The sequence below is a fragment of the Spirillospora sp. CA-142024 genome (assembly GCF_050942325.1).
GTDB lineage: Bacteria > Actinomycetota > Actinomycetes > Streptosporangiales > Streptosporangiaceae > Spirillospora.
The window spans coordinates 9,021,347-9,044,556 of the sequence record NZ_CP192077.1; the positions used below are offsets into that span (position 1 = coordinate 9,021,347).

Annotated in this window: 18 protein-coding genes; 6 read left to right on the plus strand and 12 right to left on the minus strand. The window is 73.2% G+C overall.

Features of this window, described 5'->3' with window-relative positions:
- Window positions 1–14 precede the first annotated feature (14 nt).
- Both ACQPZP_RS42785 and ACQPZP_RS42790 read right to left on the minus strand, forming a co-directional pair.
- Entirely contained in the window at window positions 15–716 is a 702-nt protein-coding gene (locus ACQPZP_RS42785) for a response regulator (RefSeq protein ID WP_433475319.1), read from the minus strand.
- The gene (locus ACQPZP_RS42790; protein WP_433475320.1) at window positions 713–1,852 is read right to left on the minus strand and encodes a GAF domain-containing sensor histidine kinase; all 1,140 of its coding nucleotides are present in this window, start codon (window positions 1,850–1,852) and stop codon (window positions 713–715) included. Before ACQPZP_RS42790 ends, ACQPZP_RS42785 begins: the two co-directional genes overlap by 4 nt.
- A gap of 212 nt (window positions 1,853–2,064) precedes the next feature.
- On the opposite strand from ACQPZP_RS42790, the gene ACQPZP_RS42795 reads away from it, so the two are divergent.
- The 5 genes from ACQPZP_RS42795 (at window position 2,065) to ACQPZP_RS42815 (ending at window position 8,692) form a co-directional block, all read left to right on the plus strand.
- Complete coding sequence (locus ACQPZP_RS42795; RefSeq protein ID WP_433475321.1) at window positions 2,065–2,733, plus strand: SDR family NAD(P)-dependent oxidoreductase; 669 nt, start codon at window positions 2,065–2,067, stop codon at window positions 2,731–2,733.
- Complete coding sequence (locus tag ACQPZP_RS42800; protein ID WP_433475322.1) at window positions 2,730–4,088, plus strand: MFS transporter; 1,359 nt, start codon at window positions 2,730–2,732, stop codon at window positions 4,086–4,088. Before ACQPZP_RS42795 ends, ACQPZP_RS42800 begins: the two co-directional genes overlap by 4 nt.
- Window positions 4,085–5,107, plus strand: coding sequence for an S-adenosylmethionine:tRNA ribosyltransferase-isomerase (locus tag ACQPZP_RS42805; protein ID WP_433475323.1), 1,023 nt, complete (start codon window positions 4,085–4,087; stop codon window positions 5,105–5,107). Before ACQPZP_RS42800 ends, ACQPZP_RS42805 begins: the two co-directional genes overlap by 4 nt.
- A gap of 62 nt (window positions 5,108–5,169) precedes the next feature.
- On the plus strand, window positions 5,170–6,405 hold the full coding sequence (gene serB, locus ACQPZP_RS42810) for a phosphoserine phosphatase SerB (protein WP_433475324.1): 1,236 nt from the start codon (window positions 5,170–5,172) through the stop codon (window positions 6,403–6,405).
- A 37-nt stretch (window positions 6,406–6,442) separates the two neighbouring features.
- Window positions 6,443–8,692, plus strand: a complete 2,250-nt coding sequence (locus ACQPZP_RS42815) for an FUSC family protein (RefSeq protein ID WP_433475325.1) — start codon at window positions 6,443–6,445, stop codon at window positions 8,690–8,692.
- A 4-nt stretch (window positions 8,693–8,696) separates the two neighbouring features.
- On the opposite strand, the gene ACQPZP_RS42820 is transcribed toward ACQPZP_RS42815, so the two are convergent.
- From ACQPZP_RS42820 to ACQPZP_RS42840, 5 genes are all read right to left on the minus strand, one after another.
- Complete coding sequence (locus tag ACQPZP_RS42820) at window positions 8,697–9,164, minus strand: SixA phosphatase family protein (protein WP_433475326.1); 468 nt, start codon at window positions 9,162–9,164, stop codon at window positions 8,697–8,699.
- 19 nt (window positions 9,165–9,183) lie between these two features.
- Window positions 9,184–9,312: a hypothetical protein gene (locus ACQPZP_RS42825; protein ID WP_433475327.1), complete on the minus strand. Its 129-nt coding sequence runs from the start codon at window positions 9,310–9,312 to the stop codon at window positions 9,184–9,186.
- A 156-nt stretch (window positions 9,313–9,468) separates the two neighbouring features.
- Window positions 9,469–12,009, minus strand: a complete 2,541-nt coding sequence (locus ACQPZP_RS42830) for a sodium-translocating pyrophosphatase (RefSeq protein WP_433475328.1) — start codon at window positions 12,007–12,009, stop codon at window positions 9,469–9,471.
- Between the two features lie 527 nt (window positions 12,010–12,536).
- Window positions 12,537–12,977: an ATP-binding protein gene (locus ACQPZP_RS42835; protein WP_433465237.1), complete on the minus strand. Its 441-nt coding sequence runs from the start codon at window positions 12,975–12,977 to the stop codon at window positions 12,537–12,539.
- Window positions 12,978–12,992: 15 nt separating this feature from the next.
- Window positions 12,993–13,346: an STAS domain-containing protein gene (locus ACQPZP_RS42840; RefSeq protein ID WP_021597910.1), complete on the minus strand. Its 354-nt coding sequence runs from the start codon at window positions 13,344–13,346 to the stop codon at window positions 12,993–12,995.
- Between the two features lie 249 nt (window positions 13,347–13,595).
- Here ACQPZP_RS42840 and ACQPZP_RS42845 point away from each other — a divergent pair, with 249 nt between their 5' ends.
- Complete coding sequence (locus ACQPZP_RS42845) at window positions 13,596–15,905, plus strand: DEAD/DEAH box helicase (protein WP_433475329.1); 2,310 nt, start codon at window positions 13,596–13,598, stop codon at window positions 15,903–15,905.
- Window positions 15,906–15,943: 38 nt separating this feature from the next.
- On the opposite strand, the gene ACQPZP_RS42850 is transcribed toward ACQPZP_RS42845, so the two are convergent.
- The 5 genes from ACQPZP_RS42850 to ACQPZP_RS42870 form a co-directional block, all read right to left on the minus strand.
- Entirely contained in the window at window positions 15,944–16,315 is a 372-nt protein-coding gene (locus ACQPZP_RS42850; protein WP_433475330.1) for a hypothetical protein, read from the minus strand.
- Window positions 16,316–16,488: 173 nt separating this feature from the next.
- Entirely contained in the window at window positions 16,489–17,895 is a 1,407-nt protein-coding gene (locus ACQPZP_RS42855) for an FAD-binding oxidoreductase (protein WP_433475331.1), read from the minus strand.
- A 17-nt stretch (window positions 17,896–17,912) separates the two neighbouring features.
- Complete coding sequence (locus ACQPZP_RS42860) at window positions 17,913–20,960, minus strand: ATP-binding protein (RefSeq protein ID WP_433475332.1); 3,048 nt, start codon at window positions 20,958–20,960, stop codon at window positions 17,913–17,915.
- 245 nt (window positions 20,961–21,205) lie between these two features.
- A complete protein-coding gene (locus ACQPZP_RS42865) occupies window positions 21,206–22,129 on the minus strand; it encodes an RNA polymerase sigma-70 factor (RefSeq protein WP_433475333.1) in 924 nt (307 codons plus the stop codon).
- Window positions 22,126–23,058, minus strand: a complete 933-nt coding sequence (locus ACQPZP_RS42870) for an NAD-dependent epimerase/dehydratase family protein (protein WP_433475334.1) — start codon at window positions 23,056–23,058, stop codon at window positions 22,126–22,128. The genes ACQPZP_RS42865 and ACQPZP_RS42870 overlap by 4 nt, the downstream gene beginning before the upstream one ends.
- Window positions 23,059–23,210: the final 152 nt, after the last annotated feature.

Below are 23,210 nucleotides of genomic sequence, written 5' to 3' on the forward strand. Positions count from 1 at the left end.
TCTGAGGAGGTATATCAGCCGCGGGCGGTGGTCCCCCCGGTTTCCCCGGTCGCGCCGGACGTTCCCACGCCATGCCGGACCGCGTACAGCGCCGCCTGCGTCCGATCCTGGACTCCCAGTTTCATGAGCAGATTACTGACGTGCGTCTTGACCGTCTTCTCGGACACCACGAGGGCGCGGGCGATCTCCCGGTTGGACCTTCCCCGCGCGATGTGCACGAGCACCTCCCGTTCCCGTTCGGTCAGCGCGGCGAGGCCGCGGTCGTCGCCTCCGGCGCCGCCCGCCGTCCCGTCGCGCAGCATCGCCTCGGCCGCGTCGGGCGCGAACAGCACGTGCCCGTCGTGGACCGCCCGGATCGCCTGGACGAGCGCCGCCGGGTCGACGTCCTTGTACAGGTACCCGGCCGCCCCCGCCTGGACGGCCGGCAGCACGTGCCCGCGTTCCGTCACACTGGTCAGGACGAGAACCCGTGCCCGCACCCCACGAGCCCGCAGCTCCGTCAGCGCGGTCAGGCCGTCGGCGCCCGGCATCTTGAGGTCCATGAGCACGATATCGGGCTCCAGGGATTCGGCCAGTGTCACGGCCGACGTGCCGTCCTCGGCCTCGCCGACGACCTCGATGTCGTCCTGGATGCCGAGGAACGTGCGCAGCCCCTGCCGGACGACCGGGTGGTCGTCGGCGATCAGCACTTTGATCGGCACCGGCCGCGGGCTCACAGCGGCACCTCCAGCCGTACGGTCGTGCCCTTCCCGGGCGCGGCGTCGATCGTGAGCTCGCCGCCGATCGAGTACGCCCGGTCGCGCATGGAGGCGAGGCCGAGCCCGCCCTGCGGCTCGGTGTCGGACGCGTCGAAGCCCGCGCCGTCGTCGGCGACCTCCAGCACGGCCCGGGCGTCCTCCGTGCCGAGACGCACCTCCACGGACCGCGCACCGGCGTGTCGCAGCGCGTTGTAGAGCGCCTCCTGCGTGATGCGGAACGCGACGGCCTCGTGCTCCTCAGGCAGGACGACCGCCTCGTCGGCGGAGATGCGCACGCTGGTCTCGTGCGCCCGGTCGAGGACCTCGACGTGCTTGCGCAGCGACGCGACCAGGCCGTCCGCGAGGTCCGCCGGACGCAGCTCGAAGATCACGGCGCGCAGCTCGGCGAGCGCCTCGGCGGCCAGCCGCTCCACCTGCTCCAGCTCCCGGACGGTCCGGACCGGGTCGCGCTCGGCCAGCGCGGACGCGGTGCGCGCCGTCAGCCGCAGCGAGAACAGCTTCTGCGCGACGGCGTCGTGCAGCTCGCGGGCCAGCCGGTTGCGTTCGGCGACGACCGTCAGCTCGCGGTTGTGCTCGTACAGGCGGGCGTTCGTGATGGCGATCGCGGCGTGCGCGGCGAACAGGGAGAGCAGGTCCTCGTCGTCCTGGGTGAAGCCGCCGGGACGCCGCCTGTTGGCCAGGAAGACGATGCCGAGGACGTCCTCGCCGTCGCGGATCGGCACGCCGAGGAAGTCCTTCAGGACGGGATGCGCGACCGGCCAGCCCTCGAACTCCGGCTCCCTGCGGATGTCGCCGAGGCGCTTGGCCGTGGCGCCGTGCAGCATCGCGGCGAGCATGCCGTGCTGGCGGGGCAGCGGCCCGATCCGCTCCCAGTCCTCGTCCGAGACGCCCTCGACGACGAACTCCGCGAAGGAGCCCTCGTCGTCGGGCACGCCGAGCGCCGCGTACCGGGCGTCCAGCAGCTGCGCGGCCGCCCGGACGATCACCTGGAGCACCTCGTGCACGGACAGGTGCCGGGTCACCGCGAGCACGGCGGAGCTGACGGCGTGCAGGGTCGCGCCCTGGTCGCCTCGGCAGCCGTCGCCCGTGTCCATCCCGGCCCTTCGTCGCCCCTGCGAGCGCCCTCCGGTGCTCACATGTGAAGACCGTACTCTCTGGGCGCGTCTTCTCGAATCAGCCGCCGGGAGTACACGCCCGCGGTGTCCGCTCCCCCGTGGGGGGACACCGGTCCTAGGACCATCTGACGACCGGGCAGAGGACCCGTCGGCCGATGCCGCGGGACGCGCCGGTTCCTAACGTCGTGAGCATGAAGACGGCACTGATCACAGGGGCCTCCCGGGGGCTCGGACGGGCGCTGGCCCGCGGCCTCGCGCAGGACGGCTGGAACCTCGTCATCGACGCCCGGGAGCGGGCCGCGCTGTCGGCGGTCGCCGCAGAGACCGGTGCGACGGCGATCGCCGGGGACGTCGCCGATCCCGCGCACCGGGCCGATCTCGCCCGGGCCGTCGCCGGCGGGCTCGATCTGCTCGTCAACAACGCGAGCACGCTCGGCCCGACGCCGATGCCCCGGCTCGCCGCGCTTCCGGTGGACGCCCTCGCGGCCACGTTCGCGACCAACGTCCTGGCGCCGCTCGCGCTGATCCAGGCGGTCCTGCCGGGCCTGCGGGAGCGGCGGGGCGCGATCCTCAACATCACGTCGGACGCGGCCGTGGAGAACTACGAGACGTGGGGCGGTTACGGGACGTCCAAGGCGGCGCTGGAGCAGCTGTCGAACGTCCTCGCCGCGGAGGAGCCGGACGTGGCCGTGTGGTGGGCGGATCCGGGCGAGATGAACACCGCGATGCTGCGCGCCGCGGGTGAGGACGCCGACGCGGCGCCGCCGCCCGAGGAGGCCGCCGCCGCGTTCCGCCGCCTCATCGCAGGCCGCCTGCCGAGCGGGCGGTACCAGGCATCCCATCTGGCGGGCGCGCGATGACGACCGTGCTGGAGCCCGATCAGGCCGTGCCCGCGCGGGGCGTGCTGGGCGCCGGATTCCGGGGCGCGACGCTCGGGATCGTCCTCGTCGTCACGCTGCTGGCGTTCGAGAGCATGTCCGTGGGCACCGTGATGCCGGCGGTGGCGGACGATCTCGACGGCCTGTCGCTGTACGCGTGGGGTTTCAGCGCCACCCTGATCACGAGCCTGCTGTCCACGGTGCTGGCGGGTGGCTGGGTCGACCGGTCCGGGCCGTCCCGGCCGTTCGCGATCGGCCTGGGCACGTTCGTCGCCGGGCTGGTGATCGCGGGCGCGGCGCCGTCCATGTGGCTGTTCGTCGCGGGGCGCGCGGTGCAGGGACTCGGCACGGGCGTCGCGATGGTCGCGATGTACGTGGTGATCGCCCGCGTCTACCCCGAGGAGCTCCGGTCGCGGGTGTTCGCGGCGCTGTCGGCGGCGTGGGTGCTGCCGTCGCTGATCGGTCCCGCGGTCGGCGGCGTCGTGGCCGAGCACATCGGCTGGCGGTGGGTGTTCCTCGGACTCGTCCCGCTGGTGGTCCCGCCGACGCTGCTGCTGGTGCCCGCCCTGCGCGGCATCAGGCCGGCGGACGCCGCCCCGGCGACGCCCGGGTCGCGCTACCTGGCCGCCGTCGCCGTGGCCGCCGGCGCCGGGATCCTCCTCTACGGCCTCGACGGGTCGGGCTGGACGATGGTCCCGGCGGCTCTCGCGGGCCTCGCCGGGCTCGCGTTCGGGCTGCCCCGGCTCGTGCCCGCCGGGACGCTCCGGCTCCGCCGCGGGCTGCCGAGCGTCATCCTCGTCCGGGGCCTGCTGTCCGGCGCGTTCTTCGGCGCCGACGTCTTCATCCCGCTGGCGCTGACCCGGCTGCACCACTTCAGCGCCGCGCAGGCGGGGATCGTGCTGACGGTCGGCGGCCTCGGCTGGTCGGCGGCGTCGCAGGTCCAGGGCCGGTCCGAGCGGCCCCGCGAGTTCTACGCGGTCCTCGGCGCCGTGCTCGTCACCGCCGGGATCGTCCTCGCCACCATCGCCCTGCAGTTCTCCGGCTGGCTCGCCGCCCCGGCGTGGATCATCGGCGGCGCCGGGATGGGCTTCTCCATCGGCAGCCTCTCCGTCCTGCTCCTCGACCTGTCGGCCGAGGACGAGCAGGGCGTCAACTCGTCCGCGCTGCAGATCGCCGACACGCTCGGCTCCTCCCTCGTGGTGGGGGTCGCGGGCGCGCTGGTCACCGGCTTCGGCGCCGCCCGGCTGGACGCCGGGCTCGCCGTCGCCGGGGCGCTGTTCGCCGCCATCGCGGCGTTCGGCGTGATCGCCGCACTCCGGCTGGAGGTCCGGACATGACCGTCGACTTCACCCTCCCTCCCGCCCTGGAGGCCCACGAGCCGCCCGAGGCGCGCGGCCGGACCCGCGACGGCGTCCGGCTCCTCGTCGGACGGCGCGCCACCGGCGAGATCGCCCACCACGGGTTCCGCGACCTGCCCGCCCTGCTCGACCCGGGCGACCTGCTGGTCGTCAACACCTCGGCCACGCTGCCCGCCGCCGTCCGGCTCGACCGGATCAGCGTGCACTTCTCCACCCCCGTGCCCGGCGCGGACGACCGGCTGTGGCTCGTCGAGCTGCGCCGCCTCGCAGGCAAGGCCAGCCGGCCCTACGCGGGCGGCTCGCCCGGCGAGTGGATCCCGATGCCCGGCGGCGCCACCCTCACGCTCGTGGGACGGCACTCGGGCCGGTTGTGGCAGGCCAGGCTCAGCACCGACGTCGTCCCCTACCTGCGGCGCCACGGGGTGCCGATCCGGTACGGGTACGTCCGCCGCGACTGGCCCGCCTCCGCCTACCAGACCGCCTTCGCCCACGACCGCTCGACCGGCAGCGCGGAGATGCCGAGCGCCGCCCGCCCCTTCACGCCCGAGCTCGTGACCCGGCTGGTGGCGCGGGGCGTCCTGATCACCCCGATCACCTTGCACACGGGCGTCGCGTCCCCCGAGGCCCACGAGCCCCCGTACGCCGAGCGCTACGAGGTCCCCGAGGCGACGGCGGCGCTGGTCGAGCACGTCCGGTCGCGGGGGCGGCGGGTGATCGCCGTCGGCACCACCGCCGTCCGCGCCCTGGAGACGTCCGTGGACGCCTCCGGACACGTCCGGGCGTCCTCCGGCTGGACCGAGCACATCGTGACCCCCGAGAGCGGCGTCCGGGCCGTGGACGGCCTCCTCACCGGCCTCCACGAACCCAAGTCGTCCCACCTGATGATGCTCACCGCCATAGCGGGCCACGACCTCCTCGTCGCGACCTATGAGGCCGCCCTGGCAGAGGGCTACCTCTGGCACGAGTTCGGCGACGCGAACCTGATCGTCAGCGGCTAGCGTCTTGCATGCTGGACCTGCCCGACGGGGCGGATGGCGCGGCCGGTACCGTGGTGACCAGTATGGACGGGTCAGCACAGCGCACGCTGCTCATCACGCTCACCGGACGCGACCGCCCCGGCGTGACGTCGCGTCTCTTCCGGACACTCGCCCAGTTCCCGCTGACGGTCGCCGACGTGGAGCAGGTCGTGATCCGCGGTCGGCTCGTCCTCGGCGTCCTGCTCGACTACACCGAGGGCGCCGACATCGGCCGGGTCTGGAACGCCGCCGAACGCGTCGCGAACGACCTCGACATGGAGATCGAGCTGTCGACCGGGCGCAACAAGCGGATGCCTAAGCGCACGGGGCGGCTGCACGTCACCGTCCTCGGCCACCCGCTGAAGCCCGCCGCCATGGCCGGGATCGCCGGGCTGATCTCCGCGCACGGCGCCAACATCGACCGCATCGAGCGGCTCGCGCAGAACCCCGTCACCTGCATCGAGATGGACGTCTCCGGCGCCGACCCGGACGCGCTGCGCGCCGCGCTCACCGCCGAGGCCGCCGAGCAGCAGGTCGACGTCGCCGTCCAGCAGAGCGGCCTGCACCGGCGCGCCAAGCGGCTGATCGTCATGGACGTCGACTCCACCCTCATCCAGGGCGAGGTCATCGAGCTGCTCGCCGAGCACGCCGGCTGCCTGGACGAGGTCGCCAAGGTCACCGAGGCCGCCATGCGCGGCGAACTCGACTTCGAGGGCTCCCTGCGCGAGCGGGTCGCCCTCCTCGCCGGGCTGGACGCCTCCGCCATCGACGACGTCCGCGGCAGGCTGCGGCTCGCCGCCGGCGCCCGCACGCTGGTCCGCACCCTCAAGCGCCTCGACTACAAGTTCGCCATCGTCAGCGGCGGCTTCACCCAGGTCACCGACGCCCTCGTCGACGACCTCGGCATCGACTACTCCGCCGCGAACACGCTGGAGATCCAGAACGGCAAGCTCACCGGCCGCGTCACCGGCCAGGTCATCGACCGCGCCGGCAAGGCCGCCGCCCTCGAACGCTTCGCCCGCGAGGCCCGCATCCCGGTCAGCCAGACCGTCGCGATCGGCGACGGCGCCAACGACCTCGACATGCTCCAGGCCGCCGGCCTCGGCATCGCCTACAACGCCAAGCCCGTCGTCCGCCAGGCGGCCGACACCGCCGTCAACGTCCCCTACCTCGACACCATCGTCTTCCTCCTCGGCATCTCCCGCGAAGAGGTCGAAGCCGCCGACGCTCTTGATTCCCAGGGGAGCGACCCCCTGGAACCCCCGTCACGCCCCCGCTGAGGTTCCGGTTCAAGAGGCGTTCGGGTAGATCTAGATCATGCTTCAGCGGGTGCGGGAGGCCTATGCCAAGGTGCATGGGCAGGCCGCACCCTTCTACGGGGTGGCCGCCGCCGTCGCGATGACCGTTCCCATGCTCGTGGGGGCGTTGAGCGGGCACGCGGCGCAGGGGTCGATGATCGCGCTCGGGGCCTATCTCGTCGCGCTGCGGGCGCCCGAGGGGCCCTACGGGGCGCGGGCGCGGGACCTCACCGCCGGCGTGGTGATCGTCGCGGTCGGCGCGGGCGTCGGCGGGCTGCTCAGCGGGCATCTGTGGCCGACCGTGATCGTGGTGCCGCCGCTGGTCGCGCTCGGGGTCGCGGTGCCGCGGATCGGGTCGACCGCGGGGCTGGCGGTGCTGCTGAGCGCCGTCCGGCCGCCGTCCGCGGACGTCCTGCACGTCGGAACGCTGGAGCTGCTCGGCGGGCTGCTCACCGCCGGGCTGCTGCTCGCGCCCTGGCCCGCGCGCCGGCTGCGTCCGCTGCGGGAGGCGCTGAGCGAGTCCGCCGACGCGGTCGCCGAGGCGCTGGACGCGGTGGCGGAGGACGTGGGGGCGCACGACGCCGAGGTGCTGGACGCCGTCGAGCTGGCGGACCCCGACCTGATGGCGGTCACCCGCATCCCCGACTGGGAGGCCAGGCGGCGGGCGGCGTCGGAGTCGCTGACGGCCGCCCGCGCCACCTACGCGCTGTACCGGACCGGACGCGGGCGCGGCGACCCGACGCGGCCCGAGCGGCTCATCGACGCCCTCGGGCGCGTCCTGCACGAGACGGTGACGCTCCAGGCCGTCCTGGAGGCGGCGAAGAACTATCCGCCGGACCGCGAGTGGCGGCTGGACACGCAGACCGCGATCTCGGCGCTCGCCGCGCGGCTGCGGCTGCTGGCCGGGGCGATCGCGACGGCCGGCGAGGCGCCGCTCGGGCGGGAGGAGTCCGCCGCCGTCCGGCGGATGGGACGCACCGTCGAGCAGATCAGGCGGGCCGGGCTCGCCGGCGACGAGGACCTCGTCGCGGTCGCGCTGCTCGCCCAGGTGCGCCGCTCCATCGACCGCATCGCCGGCGAGGTCGCGTCCGCGCGCCGCGTCGTCGCGGGCGGGCTGCGCATCGGGCTCGCCCCGCCGCGGATGCCGGACACGCTGGACCCGATGCCGGTCTGGGACCGGCTGCGCCGCGCCGTCCGCACGCGCTCCCCGACGTTCCGGCAGGCGTCCCGGGTGTTCGTGACGGCGGCGGTGTCGATGGCGCTGTCCGCCGCGCTCGGGTTCTCGCACGGGCACTGGATGACGATCACCGCGGTGCTCAGCCTGCGGGCCACCTACGGCGAGACCGTCGAGCGGCTCGTCCAGCGCGTCGGCGGCACCGCGGCCGGGTCCGCCGTCGCCGCGGTGATCCTCACCCTCGCGCCGGGGCAGACCGTCGTGGCGCTGATCGTCTTCGGTTTCGCGGTCGCCGGGTTCGCGATGCGGTCGGTGAACTTCGCCTACTGGGCGCTGTTCGGGACACCGCTCGCGATGATGCTGCTCGACTTCTCCACCCCCGCCGACTGGCGCACCGCCGGCGAGCGGATCGGGCTGACGTTCGCCGGGGCGCTGATGTCGTTCCTCGCCGTCCGGCTGCTGTGGCCCGCCGGGCATCTCGAACGCCTGCCCGTCCAGCTGGAGCGGCTCCTGCGCACGCACGCCGGCCTCGTCCGGACGACCGCGGACGTCCTGTCCGGGGAACGCGTCCGGCTGCCGCACGACAGGATCGTGGCGGCGGAGCGGGCGGCGGAGGCCGTCGCCGAGACCCGGACCCGGCTCGGGCAGGAGCGGCTGCCCGACATCGAGCTGATCGACGAGCTGCGCCGGTCCGTGGCCGCCGCGCACCGCACCCGCGACCATCTGATCGCGGCCGCGAAGCTGTCCCGGGAGAAGGCCGTGGACACCGGGCCGATCCCCGAGATCCTCGACCGCCTCGCCGACCAGCTGGAGGAGGCGGCGGGCCTGCTGGAGGAGCCCGGGGAGCGGGACCCGGAGGCCGACACGCCCGCCGAGGAGCTCAAGGAGGAGCTCGCCGACCTCGACTCCCACCTGTCGACGCTCACCCGGCGGCGCCGCGCCGAGATCAAGGCGGGCGTCGGCCGGGACGAGCCCACCCCGCTCCGGCACGCCCTCCTCCAGGTGTCCGGCACCCGCTACACGATCCGGGCGCTGCGCCGCGACGTCGGCACGGTCATCGAGGCGTCGCTGGAGGCCGCCGAGCCGCGTCCGTGACCGGTCAGTCCTTCGGGGTGTGGACGGTGCGGAGCGTGCCGAGCCCCGGCCGGACGTCCGTCCAGGCGCCCGGCAGCTCGATCACGGCGAGGGCGCAGGTGGGGAAGGCGTCCGGGGCCTGCCCGGTCAGGTCGTGGACGAGCTGGTGCACGGACGGGTTGTGCCCGACGAGCAGGAGCCGCCCGGCCTCGTCCGGCGCCTCGCCGACGAGCGCGAGCAGCCCTTCGGGCTCGTTGTCGTAGATGGCGCCTTCGAAGCTCACCTCGGTGTCGAGCTCCAGCCGGGCGAGGGTCTCCCTGGTCCGCGCGGCTGTGGAGCACAGCACGTGGTCGGGGACGAGGTGGTTGGCGCGCAGCCACTCACCCGCGGCCGTGGCGTCCCGGCGCCCGCGGTCGTTGAGCGGGCGGTCGAAGTCGAGCATTCCGAGGCCGGCGACGGCCTTGGCATGGCGGAGCACGATGAGCGTCGGCATGGTGTCGACCTTAGGGCGCTCAGGGCGACACGAGGATGGCGATCCCCCAGAGCACGGCCATGACGCCGAACATCCCGCCGACCACGAGCGCGAAGCCCTTGGCGCCCGACATCGCCGGCTTGCCGCTGCCGCTGCCGCTGCTCGCCACGGCCGCCTCCCGAGTTCGTCCCACCTGGATACGGGCGCTGGACCGGCCCAGCGCCCACGTACAGCGTATGACCGGTCCCGCGAGGTCGGGACAGGACCCCTGGAAACGCGAGAGGGGCCGGTGGCGCGTCGCCACCGGCCCCTCATGCCGGAACTGTCATGCCTTGCCGGCGGACGACTCCTCCTCACTGCCGGACTCGGCCTTGGCACCGTTGGCCTCGGCGCCGACGGTACTGTCCGAGGGGGGACGACCCCCCGCGCCCCCCGCAGCGCCTTCGGCGCCGACTTTGGCCTGCTCGGGTGCGCCCTCCTCGGGTGCCTCCTTCTCGATGGCGACTCCCTCGGCCTCGCCGCTCTCGGCCGCCGCGTCCGGCGTGCCGCTCTCGACGGCCGGGGCCGGCGCCTCGCCGATCGGGTCGGCGCGCCGCTTGGAGATCAGGATCGCCGCGACGATGACCCCGACGGACAGCACGGTCACCCCGACGCGCAGCGCGATGTTGTCCGCATAGGTCACCACCGCGGGCGCGACCAGCAGCGCGACCAGGTTCATAACCTTGATCAGCGGGTTGATCGCCGGGCCGGCGGTGTCCTTGAACGGGTCGCCGACCGTGTCGCCGATGATGGTCGCCTCGTGCGCCTCGGTGCCCTTGCCGCCGAGATGGCCCTCCTCGACGAGCTTCTTGGCGTTGTCCCAGGCGCCGCCCGAGTTGGACAGGAACACCGCCATCAGCACGCCCGCCGCGATGGCGCCGCCCAGGTAGGCGCCGAGCGGCGCGTACCCGAGGGCGAAGCCGACCGCGATCGGCGTCATGATCGCCAGCAGCCCGGGGGTGGCGAGTTCGCGCTGCGCGTCCCGGGTGCAGATGTCCACGACGCGGTCGTAGTCGGGCTTCTCGGTGTAGTCCATGATCCCGGGCTTGGTGCGGAACTGGTCGCGCACCTCCACCACGACCCGTCCCGCCGCGCGGCCGACCGCCATGATCGCGAGACCGGAGAACAGGAACACCACGGCCGCGCCGACGATCAGCCCGATCAGCACGTTCGGGCTCGCGATCGACAGGTTGAAGTTGAGGAATTCGTCGCCGATCGCGTCCTTGGCGCTCTGCGAGGCCTTGCCCAGCGCGTCGATCACCGTCGTCCGGAACGAGCCGAACAGCGCGGTCGCGGCGAGCACCGCGGTCGCGATCGCGATGCCCTTGGTGATCGCCTTGGTGGTGTTGCCGACCGCGTCCAGCCGCTCCAGGACGGCCGCGGCCTCGCCCTTGACGTCCCCGGACATCTCGGCGATGCCCTGGGCGTTGTCGGAGACCGGACCGAAGGTGTCCATCGAGACGATCACGCCGACGGTGGTGAGCAGCCCGGTGCCTGCCATCGCCACCGCGAAGAGCGCGACGGTGGTGTTGCCGAAGCCGAGCAGGAACGCCCCGTACACGGCGGCGCCGATCACGAGCGCGGTGTAGACGGCCGACTCCAGGCCGAGCGAGATGCCGGACAGGATGACGGTCGCGGGGCCCGTCCGGGCGCTGCCGGTGACCTCCTTCACCGGCCTGCGGTTGGTCTCGGTGAAGTAGCCGGTGAGCAGCTGGATCACGCTGGCCAGCACGATGCCGATGATGACGGCGCCGAGCGCCACCCAGCGCGGGTCGGCGTCCAGGCCCGCGATCTCCTTGTCGGTGACGCCGTTCAGGTCGGCGAAGGACGAGGGCAGGTACACGAACGCGGCGACCGCGACGAGGACCGCCGAGATCCCCGCGGAGATGAAGAAGCCCCGGTTGATCGCGGTCATCCCGGAGCGGTCGCCGGAGCGGGGCGCCACCGCGAAGATCCCGATCACCGCGGTGACCACGCCGATCATCGGCACGATCAGCGGGAACACCAGGCCCTCGGTGCCGAACGCCGCGGTGCCGAGGATCAGCGCCGCGACGAGCGTGACCGCGTACGACTCGAACAGGTCGGCGGCCATGCCGGCGCAGTCGCCGACGTTGTCGCCCACGTTGTCGGCGATCGTCGCCGCGTTGCGCGGGTCGTCCTCGGGGATGCCCTGCTCGACCTTGCCGACGAGGTCGGCGCCGACGTCGGCGGCCTTGGTGAAGATGCCGCCGCCGACACGCATGAACATGGCGAGCAGCGCGGCGCCGAAGCCGAAGCCCTCCAGGACCTTCGGCGCGTCGCCCTGGTAGGCGAGGACGACGACGGCGGCGCCGAACAGGCCGAGGCCGACGGTGAACATGCCCGCGACGCCGCCGGTGCGGAAGGCGATCCGCATCGCCGTCTTCTCGCCGCCCTCTTCGCGGGCGGCGGCGGCGACCCGGACGTTGCCCCGGACGGCCAGCCACATGCCGGTGAAACCGGTGACGGCGGAGAAGAGCGCCCCGATGACGAAGAAGACGGACCGCCCGATCCGCTCACTCGTCGAGTCGGCGGGCAGGAACAGCAGAACGAGCGGAATCAGGACCACGAAGACCGCGACCGTTCGGAACTGGCGTTTCAGGTAGGCGCTGGCGCCCACCTGTACCGCTCGCGAGATCTCTTGCATCTTCGCGGTGCCCTGGCCTGCGGCCAGGACATCGCGGACGAGACCCGCGGCGACGGCCAGTGCGAGCAGCGCGACCACGGCTACGACGACGACCAGGGAAAGGTCGCCGCCGCCGAGATCCACTTCTGCGCTGGCCGGGCTTGACAGGGAAAACCCGGACATCCGTCCTCCTCGACAGGGGCAATGCGTCTCGACCGCCACAAAAGACGATCTTTACCGCGTACCCCGCGAGTCATGATTTCGAACGCCTCGCACGGCAGCGCGGGTGCCGGGAGTCTACGCACGCGCAAGTCGATTGTTAAGGCCGCGACGCCCTTGATGAAGATGTCGCCGAAATGCAACGGACGATACGCCGGAATTTGACCTATTAGCCCGGCGAAGCGACATCGACCCAGGTCAACCCGGGTGAGTCGTCTATTACCTCACGGTTAGCCCGACCGGTGCACGGCCTAATGACGCATCGGCGCGAGCACCGGCGTCCACATTCAAGCTAGGCATTAACACGGAATATGTCCAGCCCCAAATCGGGATCGAACACCGATGATCAACAGAGAATCTCACAACACGGGCACCACCCGTCCCACCGGCCCCACCGCAGGGGACCACCGCGCGCCCGCGAACAGGGCGACACGCCGAAGGCCCCGCCCGGAGTGGGCGGGGCCTTCGGCCGCGAGTGAGGGACGTGCGCGTCAGATGGTCGCCTCGGCTTCGGCCGGCCAGCTCATCCGTATCTGGACCCCCTTCGGCGTGGCGGCGATCTCCACGTCGTCGGCGAGCCCGGCGATGACGGCCAGACCCAGTTCGGCGGTGCCCTCGCCGAGGCCGTACTCGAAGTCCTCCGCGTCCGGGGCCGCCGGGAGCCCCCCGGCCGTGTCGTCACCGGGGACGGTGTCGCTGACGGTCACCTCGAAGCGGCGCTCGGCGCCCCGCAGTTCGAGGTGGACGGGTTCGTCCGGGCAGTGCAGGCGATGCGCCTCCACGGCCCGCGAGCACGCCTCACCGACCGCGAGCCTGACCTCGTCCAGCAGGGTCTCGGCGACCCCGCTGCGACGGGCGACGGCGGTCACGATCAGCCGGGCGGTCCGCACGTGGACGGGCAGCGCGCTGAAGGAGAGTTCAACGGTCGACATCTCAGCCGCGGGCGCCTACTTGGCGCCCTTGCGCTTCTCCTCGGCCTCGGCGATCGAGTCGTGGATGCCGAAGACCTTGGTCAGCCCCGTGATCCGGAAGATCTTGAGGATGCGCTCCTGGGTGCACACCAGTTCCAGCGAGCCGTCGTGGGCGCGCACCCGCTTCAGCCCGCCGACGAGGACGCCGAGCCCGGTGGAGTCGAGGAACTCCACCTTCTCCATGTCCACGAGCAGGTGGAACTTGCCCTTGTTGACCAGGTCGATGAGCTTCTCGCGAAGCTTCGGCGCCGTGTAGACGTCGATCTCGCCCTCCACGTTGATGACGGTGAGGCCATCGTCGGTGGTGTAGTCGTTCACCTTCAGGTCCACAGATCCTCCACGCGCCGTGCAGCACTATCTGATCCCGGCATCTGAACCGCCGGGGCGGCGGCCGTGCACCGAGACTTCGCCGTGATTCAACCACGCTCCGGCGTCGTGCACGCACGTATTCGCCCACCCGGGCGAAAGTTCGCGCCGTCCCGTCTGACCTGCTCATCTCATGGCCAGGGCAGGGGGTATCAGCCCTCCGGCGCCGGGGCGTTCCCGTAGTTTTGCCCCGGCTGGCAAACTGAAAACCTGATGGGCGCCCAAAGATCTTCAACTCCCCTGGACCGGCTGCTCGCCGACCCCACGCGGCGCGATCGCATCACCCATGTCGAGAGCGTTCCCGCACGTCGGGGCCGCCGGACCGGGTGGCCGGACTGGTCGCCGCCGCTGCTGCTGGAGCGGCTCGCCGCGGCCGGCATCGAGGCCCCGTGGGAACACCAGGCCGCCGCCGCCGAACACGCCCGCGCCGGACGCTCTGTGATCATCGCCACAGGGACCGCGTCCGGCAAGTCCCTGGCCTACCTGCTGCCGTGCGTCGAGGCGATCTACGCGGGGGACGACGATCCGCGCCGCGAGGGGACGGTCCTCTACCTGTCGCCGACCAAGGCGCTGGCCGCCGACCAGCTCCGCGCGCTCCGCTCCCTGCGCCTCACGCGGGTGCGCGCCGCGACCTACGACGGCGACACGCCGCAGGACGAGCGGACGTGGGTCCGCCAGCACGCCAACTACGTGCTGACCAACCCCGACATGCTGCACCGGTCGATCCTGCCCGGTCACGCCCGCTGGTCGTCGTTCCTGCGTCGTCTCCGGTACGTGGTCGTCGACGAGGCCCACGGCTACCGAGGCGTCTTCGGGTCCCACGTCGCGCACGTGCTGCGGCGCCTGCGCCGGCTGTGCGCGCGGTACCACGCGTCTCCCACGTTCATTCTGGCTTCGGCCACCGCGTCGTCGCCCGCAGTCGCCGCGTCCCGTCTCACCGGGCTGGACGTCGTCGCGGTCGATGACGATGCCTCGCCGCGCGGGCCCGCCACGTTCGCGCTGTGGGAGCCGCCGCTGACAGAACTGCGCGGTGAGCATGGCGCTCCCGTTCGCCGTACCGCCACCGCCGAGGCCGGTGACCTTCTGGCCGACCTTGTCGTCGAGGGCGTCCAGACGCTTGCGTTCGTCCGGTCCCGGCGGGGTGCGGAGTCTGTGGCACTCGGCGCCAAACGCGCTCTGCACGAGGCGGCGCCCGAACTGACCGAGCAAGTGGCCGCCTACCGTGCCGGTTATCTGCCCGAGGAACGACGCGCCCTGGAAGCCGCCCTGCGCTCGCGTTCGATCGTCGGGTTGGCGAGCACCAACGCCCTGGAACTCGGCGTGGACGTCTCCGGCCTCGACGCCGTCCTGGTCTGCGGCTGGCCGGGGACCCGTGCGTCCCTGTGGCAGCAGGCGGGACGCGCCGGACGTTCCGGGCAGGCGGCCCTGTCGGTCCTGGTGGCCCGCGACGACCCGCTCGACACGTTCCTCGTCCACCATCCGGAAGCGATCTTCGGGACGCCGGTCGAGGCCACCGTGCTCGACCCCGACAACCCGTACGTCCTCGAACCGCACCTGTGCGCGGCGGCGTCCGAGCTGCCGCTCACCGAGGACGATCTCCCGCTGTTCGGGCCCGCGACCGCCGATCTGCTGCCCGATCTGGTGCGCCGCGGGTTCCTGCGACGCCGTCCCGCCGGCTGGTACTGGACGCGCCGCGACAGGGCCGCCGACCTGGCCGACATCCGAGGGGCGGGCGGAGCGCCCATCCAGGTGGTGGAGCTGTCCACCGGACGCCTGCTCGGCACCGTGGACGAAGCCTCCGCGCACACCACCGTCCACGATGGCGCCGTCTACATCCACCAAGGTGAGTCGTTCATCGTCCAGACCCTCGACCTGGACGACTCCGTCGCGCTCGTGGAAGCGGCCGACCCCGACTACTCCACGACCGCCCGCGACGTGACCGACATCGGCATCGTCGAACGGCTCCGCTCGATCTCCTGGGGCGAGGCAACGCTGTGCTTCGGAACAGTCGAAGTCACCCGCCAGGTGGTCGCGTACCAGATGCGCCGCCTGCAGACAGGGGAGATGCTCGGCGAGAAGCCGCTCGACCTTCCGCCCCGCACCCTGCGCACGCGCGCCGTGTGGTGGACGCTCTCAGACGCCCAGATCTCGCATCTGGACGACCTCGACCTGGCGGGCGCCGCCCACGCCGCCGAACACGCCTCGATCGGCCTGCTTCCCCTGTTCGCCACGTGCGACCGCTGGGACATCGGCGGCGTCTCCACCGCCGTCCACCCCGACACCGGGCTCCTCACCGTGTTCGTCTACGACGGCCATGAGGGCGGCGCGGGCTTCGCCGAGCGCGGCTACGCCGACGCCGCCTCCTGGCTGCGCGCGACCCGCGACGCCATCGCGTCCTGTGAGTGCGACTCGGGCTGCCCGTCCTGCATCCAGTCCCCCAAATGCGGCAACGGCAACGACCCCTTGGACAAGCGCGGGGCCCTTGACCTGCTGGCCGTCCTCCTGGACCAGGCGCCCGAATGACCGCGTGCGGCGGTCGCCGGGCGGGCCGGGCGACACCGTCAGCCGGGGACCCCGCGCTGGGCGGGGACCGAGGCCTGGTCGCCCATCCCGCGGCGGGCCTGGGCCAGAGCCTGCTGCAGCTTCCGCCGCTCCATCTCCAGCGTCTGCAGGGACTCCTGGTGCTCGTCCCGCAGATCCCTCAGCTCCCGCCGCATGTTCATCGACCGCCGGAAGCCCAGCGTCGCGACCATCACGCCCGCCATGAGGACGATGGCGACCACGGACCCGGCGAGGAAGACCTGCCACTCCGCGGTGAGGCCCGGAACCTCGTTCCCGAACACGGTCATCTGGGCCGAGCCCGTGTTGTCCAGCACCACGGCGACACCGGCCACCATGGCGGCGAGCGCGACGATCAGCCCCAGGAAGATCATGCGGAGGGTCTCCTCTCCATCCGGCCCTTCCGCCCCGGGCGGGACGCGGCCGAGGTCTCGGACGACAGGCCACATTGCCGGACGATCCGGTCGGTCAGACTCGGCATGGCAGCCTAGACCCTGCCCAAACCGGTGGCCAGCCCTTCCCGATCATCCGTGGCTAGGCTCCGTGGCTAGGCGAGGGCGGGCTCCGCCGGATGCGTCGGCCGGATGTTGTGGTTGAGCCGGAACAGGTTGGCCGGGTCGTAGGTGTCCTTGAGCGCGACCAGGCGCGCGTACTTCTCCTCGCCGAACGCGTCGCGGACGCGGTCCCCCTCCAGCGTGAAGTTGAGGTAGGACGCACCCGTGCTGAACGGGCGCATGGCCGCCGCGAAGGCGCGGTTGGCGGCGATCAGGGCGGCGTCGTCGGCCGGGTCCGACCACACCGAGATCGGGTGGAAGAGGTAGCCGGCGTCGCGGTGGGAGAAGGCGGTCGCCTCGTCCGGCACCTTCGCGACGCCCTGCCCGAGCCGGAAGATGATCATCTGGCTGAGCGGCGCCCCGCGTCCGGCCAGGTCGACGGCATGGTCGAGGTAGACGTCGATCGCCTCGTCGCCCAGCTCACGCATGTACTCGCCCCGCCAGTAGTTGCGCTGACCGGGCGGACAGGCCGGGTCGATGATCGCCTGGAAGTCGGTGTAGGGCATCGGCGCGACGAGGTCGATGGCCGGGCCCAGTTCCCGCAGCGGCCGCACCGCGTCCTCACCGCGTTCCGGCCGGCCGACGTAGAGCGCGAGCACGCCCGCCACGGGCTTGCCGACCAGCTCCGGCGGGACGAACGGCTCCGGCGGGGCCGTGATGACGGCGAAGGCGGTGGACAGTTCGTCGGGCGCGGCGTCGGCGCAGTCTCGCCAGCCGCGCAGCGCCTCCTCGGCGCGCTCGACCGGGAAGGCCATCAGCCCGGCGAGAACGGTCGGGCCGAGCGGACGCAGCCGGAACTCGAACTCGGTGACGACGCCGAAGTTCCCGCCGCCTCCCCGGATGCCCCAGAACAGCTCGGCGTGCTCGTCCTCGCTCGCCCGGACGATGCTCCCGTCGGCGAGCACCATCTCGGCGGAGAGGAGGTTGTCGCAGGCCAGCCCGTACTTGGACGACGACCAGCCGTAGCCGCCGCCGGTGGTGAACCCTCCGATGCCCGTCGTGGTCACGCGCCCGCCGGGGCTGTGCAGCCCGAACGCCTGGGTCGCCGCGTCGTACTCGCCCCACAGGACGCCGCCGCCCGCCCGGGCCGTCATGGTCTCCGGATCGACGGTGATCGTCTTCAGCCCGCCCAGGTCGATCAGCATGCCGTCGTCGCAGGTCGCGAGGCCGGCGACGCCGTGCCCTCCGCAGCGGACCGCCACGATGAGGCCGTTGTCGCGGGCGGTGTCGACCGCCGCGGCCACGTCGGCCGCGTCGGCGCACCGGGCGATCACCGCGGGACGGCGGTCGATCATCCCGTTGTAGACGCTGCGCGCCTCCTCGTATCCGGGCTGGGCGGGCAGGAGCACCGTGCCGGAGAACCCGCCGCGCAGGGCGTCCATCGGGTCGATCATGCCCATTGCTCCTCCTTCGGTCGTCAGATGGCACGATCGTGGCGGAGTGCCCGTTCCGCGAGCGTTCCCCGCATCCGCTCCGCGAGCGTTCCGCGCACCCGCTGCTCGAACGCGCGCTGCCCCTGGCGTCGCGCGGCGGTCAGGGCCCGCCGCAGCTCCGCGTCCACCTCGCCGTTCGGCTTGCCGAGCGCGGCGAGGAACGTCGCCCGCAGCCGCCGGACCTCGGCCTCCCACAGCCGGGCGCCGCGGCCCATCCCGAGGGCCTCGTCCGCAAGGACCAGCCCGGGGGCCGGTTCCGCCGCCAGGGCATAGCCCTCCAGCAGCAGCCGGGTCGCGACGCCGGGCAGCCCCGGCGCGGGCGCCTCCCCCTGGACGACCTGGTCGCGGGAACGGCGGAGGCGCGCCAGGCCGGCGGACGTCCGTCCGGCGAGCACGTCGAGATATCCGCCGAACAGCTCCATGGGCACCCGCACATGGCGTGGCGCGTCGTCGACCAGATAGGCCTCCAGCCCCCGCACATGGCGGCGGAACTGCACGGAGTCCCGGCGGTCCATGGCGTCGATCGCCGCCCACAGCCAGGTGACCGCCCGGCTGTAGGCGTGCGTGGACCCCTGCGCGGCCGCCAATGCGGCGTCGCGTTCACGGTCCGCCTCGGCACCGCGCCCGAGGAGCCACAGCGCGTGGGCCAGCCGCAGCCGGACGATCAGCTCCGTGTCCTGCCCGTAGCGCAGCACGTGCGCCCGGCGCCGGGCGGGCCGGAACCGCCGCATCGCCTCGGCGAAATGGAGGCGGGCCTCCTCCAGGTCCCCGGCCCAGTAGGCGGCGATGCCGCGGATGTAGTCGGCCTCGACCCACAGGACCTCGTCGCCGTCGCGTTCGGCGCGGACCCGCAGCCGCTCGCCGAAGTCGTGCGCCGGCGCCCATTCGCCGCGGGTCAGCGCGGCCAGCGCCAGCGACCACACGAGCGGCGGCTCCGGCTCGCTGCCGAGCCGGTCGGCGAGCCGCAGCGCCTTCGCGTGCACCCGCGCCATCCGCTCCGACCCGTACCCCTCGCACGCCACGAGCGGCGCCGGCAGCGCCGTCAGCAGCCGAAGCTGGACTCCGGCCGTGCCGGGGCCGGGGGGCAGCCCGTCCGCGAGGGCCACCGCCCGCTCCAGCGCCCGGGCCGCGTCGGCGTGCGCGTGCAGCCACTGCGCGTCCCGCGCCGCCCGTTCGTACCAGCGGACCGCCTCGGCGGTCGCGCCCGCCTTCTCGTAGTGCGGCGCGAGCGCCGCCGCCGCGCCGCCGCACTCCTCCAGCGCCCGCGCGACGGCGAGGTGGACCTGCCGCTGGCGGGGCGGGCCGAGCGCGGCGTAGGCGGCGTCCCGGATCCGGCCGTGGCTGAAGTCGTAGGCGCTCGGACCGTGCGCGCGGATGATCCCGCGGCGCCACAGCTCGTCCAGCGCGGCGACGAACGTCCGCTCGTCGAGCCCGCTCGCCGCGGCCGCGACGTTCGCGGTGAACGCGCGGCCCACCGTCGCCGCGATGCCGGCGAGCTCCGCGGCCGGCTTCGACAGCCGCGCCAGCCGGCCGGCGATGAGCGCCTGCACCTTCGGGGTGTCCGCCGGGGCGTCAGCCCGCAACGCCTCCACGAGGAACAGCGGATTGCCCTCGCTGTAGCCGTACAGGCGACGCAGGTCCTCCGCGTCCAGCGGGGTGCCCGTGATGCGTTCGGCGAGCAGCGCCGTCTCCGCCCGGCCGAACCGGCCGAGCTCGATCTCGGTGAACCGCTCCAGCGCCCGCAGCGACTCGATCAGCGCGCCGAGCGGGTGGCCGGCGTCGAGATCCTCCCTGCGCGCGGTGACGGCGACGAGCAGCCGGGCGGACGGCGCCACCCGGACGAGGTAGTGGATCAGCCGGAGCGACTGCGCGTCCGACCACTGGGCGTCGTCCACGATCAGCAGCAACGGCGCGCCCGCCGGTGACAGCGCCCGGCCGATCGCCGCGTAGAGGCGCCGGCGCAGCTCCGGCTCCGGCAGCGGCTCAGGCGGCGCCACCTCGGTGCCCAGCTCGGGGAGGAGCCGGGACAGTTCGGTCAGCCGCCTGCGGTCCAGCCTCCGCACCGGCCGGGCTCGCAGCCACGCCGTCACGACGCCATAGGCGATCGTCCCCTCGGCCGGATAGGCCCTCGCCTCCACGGCGGTCGCGTTCACGCGCACGCGCAGCTCGTCCACCAGGCGGGTCTTGCCGACCCCCGCCTCGCCGCTGACGAGCACCAGCTGGGCGCGCCCGGCCGCCGCCGACCGCCACAGGTCCGCCAGCTCGGCCCACTCGTCGGCCCGTCCGACGAACGGAGTGCCGCGGATCTGCGAGACCTCCTCGATCGGACCGGCCTCGGCGAGAAGCGCCTCGTACATCTCCCGCGTCTCCGGGGACGGCTCCACGCCGAGCTCCCTCTCCAGGGTCGTGGCGCAGACATGGAACGCGCGCAGCGCCCGCACCCGGTCGCCGCCCGCACGGCACAGGCGGATCAGCAGCCGGTGGCTCTCCTCCCGCAGCGGATCGCAGGCGACCAGCCGCTCGGCGCACCGGACGGCCTCCGTCCAGCGCCGCTCCCGCTCGTGCCGGCGCGCGAGCTCCGCGAGCGCCTCCATGTGCAGCCTCGCGAGCCGCTCGCGCTCGTCGGCGAGCCACTCGTCGTAGCCGCCCTCCAGCAGTTCGCCGCCGTAGACGTTCACCGCCTCTTCGAGCCGCCCGCCGGCGAGCGCCCGCTCGAACTGGTCGACGTCCAGCCACAGCGGCGCGTCCTCCCGCCACCTCAGCGTCCGCGGCCCGATGTCGATGAAGCGGTCGATGTCCGGCAGCGAGCGGCGCAGATGATGCAGGACCTTGCGCAGATTGGTGCGGGCCTGCGCGTCCGTCGAGTCCGGCCACAACAGGAACGCCAGCCGCTGCCGCAGCTGGGGCGCGTCCCGGTGGAGCAGCAGATACGCCAGCAACGACTCGACCCGCGCGGACTCGAGCGGCGGAAGCGGCTCTCCGTCGACCCGCAAGTCCACCCCGCCGAGCAGCCGGGCCCGCAACGCCCCCATCAATCCGCCCCCGGGACGGGCGGAACCCCTCCGCCGCGGCCCCCCTTACGGCCCGGGTGCGTTCGAAGAGCGGCCCCGGCGATATGCGTTTCCGGGCAGACCGCGCCCGCACCGCGTGCGAGAGCCCGCAGCAGCGTGCAGCCGGCACCAGGCCGGCACTCCCGCCCGACCATGGCTCCACGGTACGCCCACCCCAACCGACCAGCACAAACAACCACCGTTGCGCGCCGGGGCGGCTCTTGTGGTCAGTCTGTGCGCAGATGGGCCTTGTTCGCTTCGCGGAAAGCCGTCCAGACGTCGGCCACGGGGCCCACGTGCCCGAGTTTGTCGGGGTTGTTCACTGTGCGGATCGTCTGGATCCGGCCGTCGAGGATGTCGAACGTCCAGGTGCTGAGGACCCTGCCGTCCCGGTCGCGGAAGATCGCGCCCGGCTGGCCGTTCAGCCGGTGCGGCTCCACCTCCGCCCCGATGCGGGCGAACATCGGGACGAACGCGGCGAGCACCCGCGCCACGTACCCGGCGCCGATGAAACGGTCCGCCCACTGCGGGGCCTTGCCGCCACCGTCGCCGATCATCTCGACGTCGGCGGCCAGCAGCCCGGTCAGCCCGTCGACGTCCCCGTCACGGAAGGCGTCGAGGAACCGCCCGGCGAGCTTCTCGCGCTCGGCCCGGCCGGCCTCGAACCTGGGCCGGCCGGCGTCCATGTGGCGGCGCGCCCGCACCGCGAGCTGGCGGCACGCGGCCTCCGAACGTCCCACGGCGGAGGCGATCTCGGGGAAGCCGAAGGCGAACACCTCCCGCAGCACGAACACCGCGCGTTCCAGCGGGCTGAGCCGTTCGAGCAGCAGCAGGGCCGCCATCGACAGCGAGTCGGCCAGCTCCGCCGAGCGCTGCGGGTCCTCGTAGGGGTCGGCCAGCAGCGGTTCGGGGAACCACGGCCCCACGTACCGCTCCCGCCGGACGCGGGCCGAGCGCAGCACGTCGATCGAGATCCGGCTCACGGTGGCCGCCAGGAACGCCTTGGCCGAGGCGGGCCGGGTCGGGGAGTTCTCGTAGCGCAGCCACGTCTCCTGGACCGCGTCCTCGGCCTCGCTCACGCTGCCGAGGAGCCGGTAGGCGATCGAGAACAGCAGCGGCCGCAGCTCCTCGAACTCCTCGACCCGGCTCACGCCAGTTCCTCCTTGAAGCCCTGCCGCCACGAAGGATGGCGCAGCCGCCAGCCGAGCTCGGCCTTGGCCTTGGCGTTGGAGAAGCCGCGCCCCTCGGTCATCATCGTCACCGCCACGTCCCCGGCCAGGGGCCGGGCAAGCCACGCGGGGACCCGCATCGGCCGCTTCGCCCCCGCGCACCCGGCGAGATAGGGCAGCCACTCGCTCGCCGGGGCCGGCTCGTCGTCGACGATGTTGAACACCCCTTCCGCCCGCTGCTCCACGGCCAGGACGGTCGCGCTCGCCGCGTCGTCGAGATGCACCCACGAGCAGTGGCCCGCGCCGCCCCCGACGACGGGGAACTGCCGCTTGCGAACGGGCTCGACGAGCCCCTCGGTGGCGCCCGGCCCGTAGAACCAGCCGTACCGCAGGACCGCACCGCCCGCCTTGCCGACCACGTCCTCGACGTGGCCGAGCGCCGCCATCCCGGGCTCCGCCGGTGTCCCCGTCATCGGGTCCAGCCGGTCCTCCTCGGTCTTCACCCAGCCGCCCTCGCGAATACCGTTCCAGGAGGCGTAACCCTGCGCGACGAAGCCGTTCACGCCGGTCGCCTCGCCCGCGGCCAGCAGGTGGTCCGTCCCCTCGGTGCGCAGCCGGTTGGTCCCGGCGAACCAGCGATCCATGTGCTTCATGTCGGGCTTGCCGGCGTGCGCCTCCGATATCGCGGTCATCTGGTGCACGATCACGTCCGGCCAGGCCCTGGCCACCGCCTCACCGACCGACTCCGCGTCCAGCCCGTCCATCACCACGGCCTCGGCGCCCAGCCGCGCCAGCGCTTCCAGCTTGCCCGCGCCCGTCGTCGTGGCCGTCACCTCGTGACCGCGCTCCACCAGCAGCGGCACCAGCCGCCGCCCGAGAACCCCGGTCCCCCCTGCCACGAATACCCGCATAACCATCACCTTCCTGGTCAGAACCTGTCTCTGACACCCGAGACGATCCGGCCCGCCCATCTGTGACACCCGACCAGAACCACACGAGCAAAACCGCGCACCCCATGACCCCTTGCCCTGCCCACCCCCCAGAGCCCGACGCCCACCGCCCG